Genomic DNA, 14,595 nt, shown 5'->3' on the forward strand with positions numbered 1-14,595 from the left:
TCCCTGTCCAGGCGCCCGGTCAGTGGGCGTGGGCCGAAGCGCGGCCGGAGAGGGTGTAGCCGGCGTTGCCGATCGCGGCGCCGATGAGAGCGTCACTCGGCTCGGCGGTGGAGACCACCGTTACCAGGCCAGTGGCGGCATCGGCCTTCACCGCTTGCACACCGTCCATGGCGGAGACGGCCGCGGAGATGGACTGCTCGCAGTGACCGCAGGTCATACCGGTGACGGTGTACACGGTGGTGATGCCGGCAGCGAACGCGATGTCGGTCCCGCCGTCGGAATGGTGTCCCTCGGAGCTGCAGCACGACATGTGGGTATCTCCTGGTGGCACGAAATCGAAATACCCGGACGGGGTATTCGCGTGAGGCCCTTGTATACCCCCTACCCGTATTGATTCGCAAGGGTCGCGCGAGGGGAGGCTGGGTCTCGTGGCGGCAGGGCGACTGCGACTCACACGGGCAGGCCCTTGCGGCGGCCACACCCAGCCGAAAAGTCGCCCAGCCATCCGGAGGCCGACGCTACGCAAGCAGCTGCCGCTATACGGAGGAGCTGCAGGTGGCGTTCAACGCCGGGCGATCTCTTTGCCGAGTAATCGCCTGCCGTAGGCCTTACTGGCGCACGGCGAATTCGTGAGCGTACTGAGGATTGGCCACCCGCGTCCTGAGAATCGCGAATGTGTGTCGAGGCCTCGCCAAGGGCAGGTCGGCGGGCTAGTGTGCCGGTCGCAGCCCAAGATACGGGGCGGGGGTATCCGAATCTGTCTGACACGAGGAGGAGCGGTGCCTGCTGGCCGGCAGGCACCGGCCACCTTCCCGGCGGCCGGAGGGCTGGTGCTGACCTTGGCCGAGTTTGCCCGCCCCGGCCTGGGTGGACCTGCAGAAGACGCTCACAAACCCCGATCTCGGAGTGCCGTCCACCTGGTTCGGGCTGCTGATGGCGGCAGACCGGGAATTCGCCCTGGGGCCGGGGCAGCCGGGCTGTGCGAGCCGCTGACGGATCAGAGGGCCGAGTTGAAGGGAGGAAGTGCCGGGAAGCAAGCGCAAGAACGTGCCGGGGCGACCCCAGGCACCCATCTGGCGAGCGGTGATACGTCGCTGGACGCCGACGTTCGTACCGTGGCCCTTCGACCGGGCGTCATCTCTCGGGTGCAACCCAGCTGACAGCAGCAGATCTTCTTCTCGGTCACAGAGTTCCGCGTCACCACCTGCAACAGGCTGATGCGGAACCTGGTGGACCAGACCAAGGTGACCTCGGTGACGCAGTCCCGGAGCACGCCGGGCCGGTCAATTTCGGCCGGGTTGCCGGGGATGCCCCTGTGAACGCGGTGAGCCCTGTGGACCTCGTGCCTCCGTCGCCGGCGCCGGGAGCGGCCCTCGTTGTGGTCACCCATACCCCCCACATCCTGAATTCGCCCCAGCGTGACGGGCGAAGGAGAGAGAGTTTCCATGCGTAATCGACGACCCCGCGACCGCCGCCGCCGGATGAGCAAGCCGCGTCTCGCCATGTTCACGGCGCTCGCCGTGATCGGCGGGGGCGGCCTGTTCGGTCTGGTGGGCCAGAGTGCCTTCGCGCACCAGACCGGACAGCAGCGCGGAACCGGCGCCCAACAAGGGAGCCACGTCCTCCGCGGCCCCGGTGGTGTCCAGAGGGGAGGCCAGGGCGGCAACAACCGGCACCGCGGCAACCAGAACAACGGCAACAACGGCCAGGCCACAGCGTCACCGTCACCATCGGCCACGTCGACCGTCATCGGTCCTCTGGCCAGTGACTTCGTCGACATCACGAAGGTCGCCCCGAACGTCCGGAACAACGCTCCGAGGAAGGGGGCGAATGCCTCTTCCGGTACCTTCAGCTCCCGCTGCGGTGTCAATGCGGAGGGCCAGCACAACCCGGACAACGTGATCGTGGCCCCGGGCGTCGCGGACGGCGCCCAGCACACCCACGACTACGTCGGCAACGTCAAGGTGGACAACACCTCGAGCAACGGCACGCTGGCCGCGCAGGGCACCTCCTGCACCAACGGCGACCAGTCCGCGTACTACTGGCCGGTCCTGCGCGACCAGACGAAGCAGGGCGCGGACGCCAATCAGAAGGGCGGCGGCGCCGAGGGCAACATAGGTTCCGTCCTCACCCCGGCCTCAATCCAGATCACTTTCAAGGGCAACCCCACCAGCAAGGTGACCGCGATGCCGCGCTTCCTGCGGGTCATCACCGGTGACGCCAAGGCGTTCACCAACGGCACCAAGAACGCCAACGCCTCCTGGTCCTGCACCGGTTTCGAGAACAAGGTCCAGCTCAAGGACAAGTACCCGATCTGCCCGGCCGGCAGCAAGGTGGTCCGCAGCTTCGCGTTCTCCAGCTGCTGGGACGGCAGGAACATCGACAGCGCCGACCACCGCTCCCACATCGTCGGCGCCGACCCGAACACCGGAGCCTGCCCGCAGGGCTTCAAAGCTGTGCCGCAGCTGACCGAGCGGCTGACCTTCACGGAGCCGAACCGGACCAGGTTCGCGGTCGACTCCTTCCCCGGCCAGCAGCACGCCCCGGTCACCGACCACGCCGACTTCATCAACGTCATGAGTGACCAGCTCATGCGGCAGGCGGTGAACTGCATCAACTCCGGTCGGCGTTGCGGCTGACCGGACGTCCTCCACACCGCTGTCCCGGCCTGCCACACCAACCGGTGGGCCGGGGCACCAGCCTGGGAAACCGCCGACGCTGCCGTTCGCGTCGGCGGTTGAGCGAGCGGACTGCGAGCACAGCTGAGGCCTGTGCCTGCCCGGTGCCGGATGCCCTGGCGCCATTCCTCGGACCTGCTCAGCTCGCACATTCAGTCTCCTACACTGCTTAGGCGTCTGAGGGTGTACCCGGCGCAGGCCGTGTGCCTGTCTGCCGGTCGGCGGGAAAGCCGTCCCTGTCCCGGCCCGCTGACCCATCACTTTCCGTTGAAGAAAAGGACCACCGCGCATGACCCCCACAGCCGGTTCTTCGCGCAACACCAAGCAGGGTGGCGCCACGGCCGCCGCCATGCGCCGTGCGGCGGTGAAGGAGCGGGCCGAAGCGGAACGACGCGCCGAGCGACGCAAGCGCCAGGTCGCCTGGTCCGGCGCGGCACTGGCCGTTCTCGTGGTCGCCGGTGGCGGGATCTACCTGGCCGCACGGGACGGTGGTTCTTCCGGCACTTCGGCCGGTTCGGGGTCGGCGCCCGTGGTGGGCGGCGATCTGCACACCGTCACCGTGATCGGCAACCGGCTGTTCGTGGGCGGCCACGCGGCGGTGGCGGTGTCCCGTGACGGTGGCAAGCAGTGGAAGGATGTCTCCTCGCTGCAGGGCGCGGACGCGATGGGCTGGGCGCAGACGCCGGACGCGGTCCTGGTGGGCGGGCATCCGGGGCTGTTCCGCTCGACCGACGGCGGGGCGACCTTCACCAAGGTCACCGGGGCGGGTGCGGTGGCCGATGCGCACGCGCTCGGCGGCAGTGGCAAGACCCTGTACGTCGGCTCCCCGGAGTCCGGGCTGATCGCCTCGACCGACGGCGGACGCAGCTGGAAGGTGCGCAACGCCCAGGCCGGGCGCTCGATGATGGGCAGCATCCTGGTCGACCCCGCCGATCCCGCCAAGCTGATCGCCCCCGACATGTCCAAAGGGATGGTGCGCAGCAGCGACGGCGGACGCACCTGGAAGTCCCTCGGCGGGCCGATGGGAGCGATGGCCGCCGCCTGGAACCCCAAGGACACCCAACAGATCATCGCCGTCGGCATGAATGGCGCCGAGCTGAGCACCGACGGCGGCGCCACCTGGAAGGTGGCCGCCCTGCCGCAGGGCGCCAGCGCCGTCGCCTACGCCCCGGACGGAAAGACCCTCTACGCGGGCGTGCTCGACGGCCAGAACGCCCGCGTCTACCGCAGCACCGACGGGGGCACCACCTGGAAGGCGACAGCGTGACGGACCCGCGGCCCGCCGCCCCCGAACGCCCCGCCACCGGTGATCTCCCGGAGTCTCCCGTCAGCGGAGACACCCCGACGCCCCGCCGGATCCCCGGGCTGCCGCTGCTGATCGCCACCGTGGTGGCGACGCTCGCGCTGGGCACCATCGGCGTACTGCGGGCGAGCGGGCCGGACGACCGGCGCGGATCGGCGACCACATCGACCACCGCCGGCACCCCGACGCCCGCGTCCACCCCACCGGCCGTCGACGTGCGGCGCATGCACAACGCGCTGCACGACATCGACGCCCGATGCCGTACGGCGGCCAGCGGCAAGGCCCGCACGGAGCTTGAGGGCGACGCCGACACAGTCACCGCCTTTGCCCGGCGCTACCCCGACGCCAGCTTCCGCGTCGACGACGAGACCGGGACCACCCTCTCCCTGCTCCTGGTCGCCCGCCAGAGCCTGCGCGACTGCGCGCCCACCGCCGCAGCACGCGTCAACCGCGCTCTCCCCCCGGAGTACCGCGGCCAGCCGTCGGCCGCGCCCTCCTGATTGGCGGCGCCACGGCCTTGGGAGCTGCTCACCGCGTTCCGGCGATCGACGAGCGACTGAAGGCGTGCAGCGGATCACTTAGGTGTCGGCGGCGGCCGTTGCGCCGTCGTCGAGAAGCAATGCGAATGCTCCGGCCGCATCCGGTCGGAGCCTTCTACCTCTCTCTGAGAACCTGGCTGATGCTGTCGGTACGTGGCGCCAGAAGTCTGACGCGGATCGGGTGTGGGCCTGCCGGGGGTCGAACATGGGGTCCGCGCGCTCCCTCGTCCGCCTTTGCCTGTCCCTCCCGTTACCTCCCCATTCCACCAAATCCGGTGTCAGAATGCATGGTTGTGACTCTCTCCGTGCCTGCCTCCGTGCCTTCCGGCGTGCTCAACCTCGATCACGAAGCCGTCGGCGCGCTCATCCGCAGGTGGCGGGAGGACTCCGGCGGTACGTATCGCTCGTGGTTCCTGTGGGAGGAGAGGACCAAGAACTTCCGGTCCATCCGGCGTGGCATCGAGCAGGTCGTGCGCGAGATGGAGGCGGACACCTTCGGAGTGGCGTACAAGGGATCGTCGCTCGAGACCGTCGTGGGGTCGATCGCCGAGCAGCGGCAGATGTTCAAGGGTGCGGACCACGCCTTCTTGTGGAAGCCGAAGCTGCGGATCCCCGACATCTACGAGGACCGGGACAACCAGCTTGCTTTCGCCCGCATGCTGGAGACGTGCCGCTGCTGCACCACGGAGGATCAGGTCCTGACCGCGATACGGGCCCTGGCCGCTCGCGGCATCAAGGGACTGGGGCCGGCGGCCGCGAACCTTCTCTACTTCCTGCACCCGACCATCGCCTCGCCGTTCAACACGGCGATCGTCAACGGCTACAACGCCCTGACCGGCGCGAAGGTCAAGCTGGGCAAGTGGGACCAGTACCTGGCCATGCGGGAGGGGATCCTGGCGCTCAACAGCGCCCACCGCGGCCTGTTGTCGAACGACCTGGGCGCGGTCGCAGGGCTCCTGTTCGACCTCGGAACCGGCCGCTACGCTCCGCCGCCTCTCAGCACCGAGGCGACCGCGGAGGCCCGAGCGGCGTGGGAGGCCGATCTGGCGCAGGTGCGCGCCGACGCCAAGGCCGAGAAGGCGCGGGCGCAGGCCGAGCGCGAGGACGTCACGCACACCGAGGTCCAGGGCTGGCTGCGTGACCTGGGCCGGGCGCTGGGATTCCAGGTCTGGATCGCGGCCAACGACCGCAACCGCCAGTACCAGGGCGCGAGGTTGGCCGACGGCTGCCTGATCAAGCTGCCACCTGCGCTCGCCGAAACGTCGGCGGCAGAGGCGATCGGTCTGATCGACGTTCTGTGGCTGGAGCCCGGGGGTAGGGTGGCCGCGGCCTTCGAGGTGGAGCACACGACCTCGATCTACTCCGGCATCGTGCGCATGCTCGACCTCGCGCTGAGCGGCGACCCCGAGGCCGCGCACGGCATGTATCTGGTCGCGCCCGATGCCCGGGAGGACGAGGTCCGCGCCCAGATCCGGCGGCCCGCTTTCAGCCGGGTCGCGGACCTGCGGGTGCGCTACCTGCCGTACGGCGAACTCCGCGCCAACCGGGAGGCCATCATGCGCTTCGGCCAGGGGCTGCACCCCGTTGAAGCCCTTGCGCGCGACCTGGGCTGAGGAGCTGTGAGGGCGAGGAGTTGAGACGAGTACGGATCGGCTCCTGGCGGCCCTTCGCGCTATCAGGATTAGCGATTGCGGGCGAGGGCGGAGCGTCGGCTCTGGCGGCCAGCCCTCTCTTCACGGCGCCTGACGGACGACGCCTGTGCCTGTCCCATGCCCAGTCGCGGAGTGTCGGTGCTCTGTTCTCTGTGTGGCGTCGTGCGGGTCACGCACGTTGCGCGCCGCCTTCGCGCGCCGAATCCCCTTGGCCGCGTGGCTGTTTGCGGCTGTTGACCGTAGTGCCCGCTCTGTTCTGTGTCCGCTAAGGAGGTTGGCGGCTTCTTTGCATGGTGGGCATGACAAAAACTTGAAAGTGGTCCTACGCTAACTCCAGTTCGATTCCCTCGAGTCGACCAGAGCCCCGTCGGCATGCCCGCCTCACACGGGTGTTTGGCATGCCGTCTCACCTGCACGGTCAGTCACCACCGCACCATCGCAAGGTAGTTCGCGATCTTGGCTGCGCCGTCGACGAAGGGGCGCACCCGGGATCGCGTGTGGCTTCCCACCCCATCAGAGGAGATCCCTCGTGCGCCTGAAGCTGCTCGCCGCTGCCGTGACCGCGGCCGCCGCCACACTGAGTCTCGCCACATCCGCCCAGGCCAGCCACTCGTGGGGCGGCTACCACTGGGCCCGCACGTCCAACCCCTTCACCCTCAAGCTCGGCGACAACCTCAGCTCCGGTTGGAAGACCTACCTGAGCACCGCGTCGAGCGACTGGTCCTCGTCCGCGGTGCTCGACACCACCGTCGTGACCGGGCAGTCGAACAGCGCTTGCCGGGCCACCAGCGGGCGCGTCGAGGTGTGCAACAGCACGTACGGCAACAACGGCTGGCTGGGCCTCGCCTCGATATCGCTGTCCAGCAGCACCCACATCAGCTCGGGCACGGTCAAGGTCAACGACACGTACTTCAACACCTCGACGTACAACACGCCGTCCTGGAGAACCATGGTGATGTGCCAGGAGGTCGGGCACACCTTCGGCCTGGACCACCAGGACACGAACCAGACCAACGCCAACCTGGGCACGTGCATGGACTACACCAACAGCCCCGACGGGCCGCCCAGCAACCTCCACCCCAACTCCCACGACTACAGCGAGCTCTCGACCATCTACTCCCACACCGACTCGTCCAGCACAGTCGGCCTGGCCGCAGCCGTACCGGCGGTCGGCAACAGCAAGAAGAGCTGGGGCAAGCGCGTGGAGCACTCCGCCTCGACGGGCGTCGACACGTACGTCCGTGACTTCGGCAAGGGCAACGCCGTGATCACCTACGTGTTCTGGGCGAGCTGACGCCCAACCGGCGGTGCGAGACGGCCGGAGTGATCCGGCCGTCTTCCGCCCCCGGTCTCATACCGGGACCTGGACAGCCGCGCCGATGCCGATGCGGTCGGCGACCATCTGCCGGAAGTGGGAGCACTGCGTGAAGTCCTCGTGGCCGCAGTCCAGGGCGCATTCGATGAGTTCGAGCGAGGCCCTTGCGGCGGCGATGCGGAAGCGCAGAGCCGCGGCCTCCTGCCGCAGGATGTCCCGGCGTACGGCGGGTTCGGCGGTGGCGGCCACGGACCGGATGGTGTCCAGCGACAGGCCGGCCTCCTTGGCGCGGAGAATGACCGCCACGCGAGTGAGGTCGGCGGTGCGGTAGCGGCGCCGGCCGGCGGTATCGCGCACGGGAGTCAGCAGACCCATCGTCTCCCAGTGGCGCAGGACATGGGTGGCCAGACCGAAACGCTCCGCGACGGCGCCGATGCTCAAGGTCTCGTCCTCGCCGCTTGACTTCATGCCGACATTAAGCCGCAGCCTGGCAGTCATGTCCAAGGAGCAGGAAACGGAACACGCGGCGGATGAACTCATCGCACTGCTCGATGCGGCCGACCGGCTGCCTGGCGTGGCAGAACTACGGGGCCGCTCGTATGGGTTGCTCGGCATCGCACCCGGGACCCTGGTCGTCGACGTGGGCTGCGGCGCGGGGCGCGCCGTTGCCGAGCTGGCGGAAGAAGGCGCGAAGGCCGTCGGAGTGGATCCGGACGAGCGGATGATCGCGGCGGCCAGAGAGCGGTGGCCCGACGCGGAGTTCCGGGTCGCGGGAGCGTACGAGCTGCCGTTCGCGGACGCCACGATGGACGGCTATCGGGCAGACAAGGTCTTCCATGAACTGGGCGAGCCTGAGCGGGCGTTGGCGGAGGCGCAGCGGATCCTGGTCCCGGGCGGGCGGATCGTGCTGGTCAGGCAGGACTGGGACACCTTCGTCATCGACTCCGACCATCCGGCCCTCACCCGCACCATCGTCCACGCCCGCGCCGATCTCGTGCCGGGCCCGCGGGCGTCGCGGCGCTACCGAAACCTGCTGCTGGCGGCGGGCTTCGAGGAGGTGACGGTCGAGATCCACACCGGAGTGTTCACCGGTCCGGCGATGACGCCGGTGCTGGTCGGACTGGCCGAAGGGGCCCGCTCGGCCGGGGCGGTGAGTCGTGGTCAGGCGGACGTGTGGATCGCCGAACAGCGCGATCGCGCCGAGGCCGACCGGATGTTCCTGGCGTTGCCGATGTTCGTGGCCGCTGCGACCGCTCAGCCGTGAGATCGGAGGGCCCCTACGGTACCGAGGGCCGATGGGTCCAACTCGACCCGGTCGTCAGTCCGCCGGCATGAAGCGCGCCATGCCGAAGGACTCGGGTGCTGTGTCGGTGAAACCGAACTTCCGGTAGAGGGGCCGGAGTTGAACTGGCTGCGCGCCCGCTCAAGCGGCTCGGCCGGCGTCAACTCACCGGGGACCTGGTACTTCTCTGTTCCTGCCTTCGCCGTGGCCTTCGGGGACATGCGTCCCTCCCTTCCGGCGGCGGCCACGCAGATCTGCGGTGCGATGCGATGAGGGCCGGTCCCGTCGTGGGGGAATGCGTGGACCCGTCCCCGGTGGTTCGCCCGCCCCCTGACCTGCGCCGCGGCCTGCCACCTCCGGCACTGCCGGGTGTACCCGATTTTTCAGGTCTCCTTGGAATACGTCCGCCTTGCCGGATTGCCAAGGCGGATATCCGGCCAAACGCGTCACCTCGGCCGGAGGGGAGGGCGGCTGGTGCCCCGTGTTCATTCAATCTGGTCTGCGGCCGAGAATGCCCAGCTCGAATGGGGAGGGGCCGACGCACCGCGGTCGGCCCCGCATAGGCCCGGGAGCTGTCTGACTGGTCATGAATCGGTCGACTCGTGACCACGCGCCGAGTGGCGCCATGGGACATGCGGTGGCTCGACCGGGGAAGAACCGGAGGTTCCGCTGGAGCGGCGGGGGCGCTTTCGGGCTCCGACGGAATCGGGAGGAGTCTCATCGGGGCGCATCCCGGCCAGGGTGACCGTGACGAGTCGGTGGACCGCGGCCTTGGAGGGCAGGTTGCCGGCTGCGGTGAGGGCGTGGAGGCAGTAGGTCGCAAGCTCGCCAGGGACGATGTCGTCCCGGAGGTGGCCCGCCCGTACGTCCTCGGTCACCAAGTCCAGGATCATGCCGTGGAGTTGCTGCTCCGCCTCGGTGACGTGCTGATCCCGGTGGAGGAACCCCGCGAGTTCGGTGTCGCGGTGCCCGCGGGACTCGTGGGAGATGAGGGCGAACGCCTCCAGTACGGCTTCGAGTTGCTCGCCGGCGGCCCCGGCCCGGTCCCGGACTTCGGCCAGGTGGCTCAGGTGGTCGCTGATCTGCCGTTCGTGCCAGGCGAGCAGGATCGCTTCGACGTCCGGAAAGTACTTGTACAGCGTCGCCCGGCCGATGCCGGACTCCTTGGCGATCTGCGACATCGTCACCGACGTCAGTCCGTGCTCGGCGACGAGCGCCGCGGTGGTGTCCATGACCGCGGTACGCACCGCTGCCCGGTGCGCGTCGATCGTCTCGTTCCACAGCTTCGGCACCGCTCCAGTGTACGACTCGCCGATGTGAAGACATCTTGGATTGACATCGACAACCTGTATTGATAAATCTGGAGTCGTCACGGGGACCCGGACAATCACGGCTACGGGAAGGACGCGAGCATGCCTGGCTCGACCCCCCACCCCCACTACGATCCCGAGACCTCACGGAAGCCCGAGGACCTGTACATCAGCCGGCCGCCGTGGGACATCGGCCGACCTCAACCGGCGTTTCTGGACCTTGCCCACGCTGGTGCCATCAAGGGCCGGGTGCTTGACCTGGGCTGCGGAACCGGCGAGCACGCGCTCATGGCGGCCGGTCTCGGCCTGGACGCGACAGGTATCGACCTCGCCTCCAATGCCCTGCACGCGGCCGAGAACAAGGCGCGCGAACGAGGCCGCAGGGCCCGCTTCCGCCGCCATGACGCCCGTCAACTGGCCGATCTGGGCGAGCAGTTCGACACCGTGCTCGACTGCGGGCTCTTCCACATCTTCGACGGCGACGACCGCGCGGCCTACGCCGACAGCCTGCGCTCGGTGGTGCCGGTGGGTGGCCGCTACTTCATGCTCGGCTTCAGCGACCGGGAGCCGACCGAGTGGGGACGCGTGCACAAACTGACGCGGGAGGAGGTCGAGGCTGCGTTCGCCGACGGGTGGCGGATCGACTCGATCGAACCGGCCACGATCGACATCACCACCACTCCGGACGGCATCCAGGCCTGGCTGGTCGCCCTCACCCGGATCTGAACCTCCGCAGGGCGGGCACCTTGCTACCCGCGAGAGCCCGTCGATGCCCGTACCGGCAGAACCCGTGCACCCGAGTGCGTCCGCCCTGCGGAGTCGCACAGCGAAAGGATCCCCATGCGCACTGCCGAAGCCCGCGTCGAGACCGAGCGCCCGAGCCGGTATCTCGTGCAACTCTGCAAGCACTTCGACAACAAGGGGCGGCAGCTGGGCCACAGGCCGCGTGCCCACAACGGCGGTGACGCGCAGGCGCTGCGCGAGATGCAGGCGGTGGCAGCCCAGGCCCAGGTCGAATGGTCCGAGACCCGGGGGACGGTCAGTCTTCCCTGGGGCCGATGCGCGCTGCAGGCCGACCCGGGCGCGCTCACGGTGCACGTCGAAGCCGTCGACGAGGAGAACCTGGGGCGGCTCCAGGACCTCGTCTCGGGGCACATCGAGAGGTTCGGCAGGCGCGAGCAGCTGGAGGTGACCTGGCTCGAAGCCGTCGCGGAATCTCCTGGCCAAGCCATCAGCGCCGCTCCCGTGCCCTCAGGGGGAGTGGCACGACGCCGATCGCGCGGCAGGACGACCGCTCTCGCAACGGTCGGCGTACTGGCCGTTGCCGTACATCTCGGACTGGGCGGCGTCCTGCTCGCGAACTGGCGGTGGACCGGCTGGGCCGTGGGCGCCCTCCTGGCGGTCGTGCTGGTGAAGGTCACTGTGCTCACCGGCCTGGGCCGCTTCGTCGTACGCCGTGGCAAAGCCCCGAAGGCGCACTGATGTCTGCGCCGGCTTCAGCCCGGTCCGCGACCGAGGCCACCCACGTGGTGTGCGTCAGTGATGACCATGTTCATGAAGGCGAGGACATCGGTCCGACGGGCGATCGGGCCGCGGTAGAGCGACGGACTCTGCGTCCCGAGACGGATGCGCAGGCACTCGTCGATGATGCGGCGCCAGCGCGTGTCGAAGGCCGTACGCGCGTACTCGCCGGCGCCCCGTTTGGACGTGATCTGGCCGGCGACTACGGTGTCTCGGCTGACACCGAGCACACCCCACGCCGCGCCCCATGAACCGAGACAGACCAGGCCGGGCTTGCTGAACAGGCGGCTGCTGCGCTGCCACCACGAGCGCCAGTACCCGTCCAGGTTGCCCAGGCACCACTCGGCGAGCGCCTGCCGGTCCGTGGCGACGGTGAGTTCGCTCGGGTGCGGTCCGCGGATCGCCACGCCGTGTTGGGCCAGCGTGTGCCAGGTGACGGGGTGCCGCTGGTGCGTGCAGAAGCGGTGCAGGGTGGTGCCGTGGATGTGCGGTCCCGGAGCCGCCAGGTCAGGGGCGTTCATGAGATCGCTCCAGGTGGCGTAGATGCCGTCGAGGACCGGCCGGCGCGGCTGCCCGTGTACGCGTGCGAGGGCGGCGACCTGGCCGGCGTCCGGCTCACCGGACGTGACGGCGACGAAGTCGATGTCGCTGCTGCCGGGGTGGAAATCGTCCAGGGCCACCGAGCCGAGCAGGTAGAAGCCCTCCACGAGGCCCGGAACTTCGCCGTCGACGGCCGCCAGGTAGGCGTCGGCCACGGTGCGGACGAGGACGGGAACGGTCATGTCAGATGATCCTGCCAGGGACCACGCCGAGCCCCGCCGAGCGAGGAAGCGATCTTCGTAGGTTCCGATCGCCGACTGGGCCGCGTCAGACGGAGGCGGGATCCGGTTCCGCGTCAACCGTCGTACGGTGCGCGGGATACCGTTCGTCGAAGCGGCGCAGCTTCCACAACGTGACGGCGCCGACCCAGGTCACCAGGAAGGTGACCACGATGACGATGCCGATCGTGTTGAGGTCGACGGCGGCCAGCCACGACCACGGGGCCCGGTTGGCCGCACCCAGGCGCTCCGCGAGCAGGGAGACCAGCTCGACCGTGCCCACCACGAAGGCCACGAAGATCGAGAGGCCGGTCATGGTGAGGTTGTAGTAGATCTTGCGCACCGGGTTCGAGAACGACCACTCGTACGCCTTCGCCATGAACACGCCGTCGGTCGTGTCCATCAGGCTCATGCCCGCGGCGAAGATCAGCGGCAGCGCGATGATGGCGAGCGGCGGCAAGTGGCCGTCCGCGGCGGAACCCGCCGCCAGGCCCAGCGCGCCGACCTGGGTGGCGGTGTCGAAGCCGAGGCCGAAGAGCAGCCCCACGAAGTACAGCTGCCAGCTGTGCTCGATGAACCTGTTGTAGCGGCCCTTGAAGACCCGGTTCATCAGCCCCCGGTCGGCGAGCAGCTGCTCCAGTTCCTCCGGCTCATGACGGCCCGCCTTCGCCTCGCGCCAGGTTCGGAAGATGCCACGCAGCACGGCGAAGTTCAGCGCGGCGATGGCGTACAGGAAAACGCCGGAGACCAGCGTGCCGACGACGCCGCCGATGTCGGCGAAGCCGGCCTGGAAACGGTTCGCGGCCTGCGCGGCGAAGGCGATGCCCACGGAGAGGCCGAAGACGACGGACGAGTGCCCGAGCGAGAAGGCCAGGCCCAGACCGAGCGGGCGCTTGCCCTTCTGCAGCAGATAACGGGTGGTGTCATCGATCGCCGAGATGTGGTCGGCGTCGAAGGCGTGCCGCATCCCCAGCGTGTACGCCAGCCCGGCCGCCCCCGCGTACAGCAGCTCGCCCTGGCTGTCGGCGAGGCCGTGGTAGTGGGCGTTGTAGTACGCGAACAGGCCGAAGCCCGCGATGTGCAGCGCCGCGACGAAGCCGTACATCGCGACCAGTCGGCGTATCTCGCCTCGGTCGAACCGGCGGCTTCGCCGAACGGACGCGGCATGCGTACTCATGGGCTGCTTCCCTCGGGGCGATCTCGGCCATGTCCTACTGCGCTGAGGAGTTACATGCGAAGCATATGCAGTAAGGCTTGGCGGCTGTCAGCCCGGGGTTCGGAGCGGCGGCGGTGTCCGGCTGGTGCCGGCCGGGACCAGCCACGCCGGCCCCGACACCGCCGCACGCTCGGCGTGGCCCTCGTGCCCGGTTCAGTGCCCACCGCTCGACTCGACGGTGAGGCGCTCGGTGACGGTCTTGCCGCCGTCCTTCGGGAGTGGGAGGGCGACCGCCCGGGCTCCCCGGCGTGTAGTCCGCGGAGCCCGGGCGGTCAGTGCGCGACGCGTACCGAACGGCGGGCGCGTCGACGAGGCTCAGAGCCGGTCAAGAATGCTCTGGAGCTGCTTGACCTCGGCGGACTGGCCGGTGACGATGTCGTCGGCCATCTTCTTGGCGTCGGCGTTCTGGCCGCTCTTCTGCTCGGTCTTGGCCATGCTGATCGCCCCGTTGTGGTGGTCGATCATCATCTGGGCGAACATCTTGTCGAACTCCGTGCCCTTCATGGCCTTGAGCGACTTCATGTCCTTGTCGGACATCATGCCGTCGCCCATGCTCATCCCGGGCATGTCGCCCATGGCAGTCGGCTTGCCCCAGGACTGGAGCCAGCCCGTCATGGTCTTGATCTCGGGGTCCTGGGCCTTCTCGATCTTCGCGGCCAGGTCCTTGATCTCCGAGTCGGAGGCGCGGCCGTCGGCCAGCTGGGCCATCTCCACGGCCTGCTTGTGGTGCGGGATCATGCTCTGAGCGAAGGTGACGTCTTTTTCGTTGAAGTCCGCGGCCTTGGCGGTCGCCGTCGCTGTGGCCGAGCTCTTGCTGCTGCCGTGGTCCATGCCACTCATGCCGCTCATGCCGTCGCTGCTGCTACAGGCGGAGAGCACCAGGGCTCCCGCGGCTACGACGCAGACGGCCGCGATGCGGCGGGTGGGCTTGCGGCGGAGGGCGCGCGTGAAGGCAGTCATC

13 protein-coding genes and 1 pseudogene are annotated in these 14,595 nt (G+C 68.9%); 8 read left to right on the forward strand and 6 right to left on the reverse strand.

Annotation, left to right across the window (positions count from 1 at the left end):
- Nucleotides 1–19: 19 nt before the first annotated feature.
- Nucleotides 20–310: a heavy-metal-associated domain-containing protein gene (locus SMIR_RS41155; RefSeq protein ID WP_212728610.1), complete on the reverse strand. Its 291-nt coding sequence runs from the start codon at nucleotides 308–310 to the stop codon at nucleotides 20–22.
- A gap of 1,135 nt (nucleotides 311–1,445) precedes the next feature.
- On the opposite strand from SMIR_RS41155, the gene SMIR_RS41160 reads away from it, so the two are divergent.
- The 5 genes from SMIR_RS41160 to SMIR_RS41180 all read left to right on the forward strand — a co-directional run bounded on the left by SMIR_RS41160 (nucleotide 1,446) and on the right by SMIR_RS41180 (nucleotide 7,466).
- A complete protein-coding gene (locus SMIR_RS41160) occupies nucleotides 1,446–2,639 on the forward strand; it encodes a DUF1996 domain-containing protein (protein WP_212728611.1) in 1,194 nt (397 codons plus the stop codon).
- Between the two features lie 328 nt (nucleotides 2,640–2,967).
- A complete protein-coding gene (locus SMIR_RS41165) occupies nucleotides 2,968–3,945 on the forward strand; it encodes a WD40/YVTN/BNR-like repeat-containing protein (protein WP_212728612.1) in 978 nt (325 codons plus the stop codon).
- Nucleotides 3,942–4,481, forward strand: coding sequence for a hypothetical protein (locus SMIR_RS41170; RefSeq protein WP_212728613.1), 540 nt, complete (start codon nucleotides 3,942–3,944; stop codon nucleotides 4,479–4,481). The genes SMIR_RS41165 and SMIR_RS41170 overlap by 4 nt, the downstream gene beginning before the upstream one ends.
- 326 nt (nucleotides 4,482–4,807) lie before the next feature.
- Complete coding sequence (locus SMIR_RS41175; protein ID WP_422664543.1) at nucleotides 4,808–6,133, forward strand: type II restriction enzyme NmeDI-related protein; 1,326 nt, start codon at nucleotides 4,808–4,810, stop codon at nucleotides 6,131–6,133.
- A 568-nt stretch (nucleotides 6,134–6,701) separates the two neighbouring features.
- Entirely contained in the window at nucleotides 6,702–7,466 is a 765-nt protein-coding gene (locus tag SMIR_RS41180) for a hypothetical protein (RefSeq protein ID WP_212728614.1), read from the forward strand.
- Between the two features lie 57 nt (nucleotides 7,467–7,523).
- Here the strand turns inward: SMIR_RS41180 and SMIR_RS41185 are convergent, their stop codons facing one another.
- Nucleotides 7,524–7,955: a MerR family transcriptional regulator gene (locus SMIR_RS41185; RefSeq protein WP_212728615.1), complete on the reverse strand. Its 432-nt coding sequence runs from the start codon at nucleotides 7,953–7,955 to the stop codon at nucleotides 7,524–7,526.
- 28 nt (nucleotides 7,956–7,983) lie between these two features.
- Here SMIR_RS41185 and SMIR_RS41190 point away from each other — a divergent pair, with 28 nt between their 5' ends.
- Entirely contained in the window at nucleotides 7,984–8,751 is a 768-nt protein-coding gene (locus SMIR_RS41190) for a methyltransferase domain-containing protein (RefSeq protein WP_212728910.1), read from the forward strand.
- A 731-nt stretch (nucleotides 8,752–9,482) separates the two neighbouring features.
- Here the strand turns inward: SMIR_RS41190 and SMIR_RS41195 are convergent.
- Nucleotides 9,483–10,061: pseudogene (locus tag SMIR_RS41195) on the reverse strand (TetR/AcrR family transcriptional regulator); the annotation flags it as partial.
- A gap of 120 nt (nucleotides 10,062–10,181) precedes the next feature.
- Between SMIR_RS41195 and SMIR_RS41200 the strand changes: the two are divergent.
- The gene (locus tag SMIR_RS41200; protein ID WP_212728617.1) at nucleotides 10,182–10,805 is read left to right on the forward strand and encodes a class I SAM-dependent methyltransferase; all 624 of its coding nucleotides are present in this window, start codon (nucleotides 10,182–10,184) and stop codon (nucleotides 10,803–10,805) included.
- A 114-nt stretch (nucleotides 10,806–10,919) separates the two neighbouring features.
- Nucleotides 10,920–11,561 carry a DUF2218 domain-containing protein gene (locus tag SMIR_RS41205; protein ID WP_212728618.1) on the forward strand — a complete coding sequence of 214 codons (642 nt, stop codon included), beginning with the start codon at nucleotides 10,920–10,922 and terminating at the stop codon, nucleotides 11,559–11,561.
- 14 nt (nucleotides 11,562–11,575) lie between these two features.
- Here the strand turns inward: SMIR_RS41205 and SMIR_RS41210 are convergent, their stop codons facing one another.
- From SMIR_RS41210 to SMIR_RS41220, 3 genes are all read right to left on the reverse strand, one after another.
- Entirely contained in the window at nucleotides 11,576–12,382 is an 807-nt protein-coding gene (locus SMIR_RS41210) for a nucleotidyltransferase domain-containing protein (RefSeq protein ID WP_212728619.1), read from the reverse strand.
- Nucleotides 12,383–12,467: 85 nt separating this feature from the next.
- A complete protein-coding gene (locus SMIR_RS41215; protein ID WP_212728620.1) occupies nucleotides 12,468–13,595 on the reverse strand; it encodes a HoxN/HupN/NixA family nickel/cobalt transporter in 1,128 nt (375 codons plus the stop codon).
- 354 nt (nucleotides 13,596–13,949) lie between these two features.
- Nucleotides 13,950–14,594: a DUF305 domain-containing protein gene (locus SMIR_RS41220; protein WP_212728621.1), complete on the reverse strand. Its 645-nt coding sequence runs from the start codon at nucleotides 14,592–14,594 to the stop codon at nucleotides 13,950–13,952.
- Between the last annotated feature and the right edge of the window lies 1 nt (nucleotide 14,595).

It is taken from the genome of Streptomyces mirabilis, from assembly GCF_018310535.1.
Classification (GTDB): Bacteria; Actinomycetota; Actinomycetes; order Streptomycetales; family Streptomycetaceae; genus Streptomyces.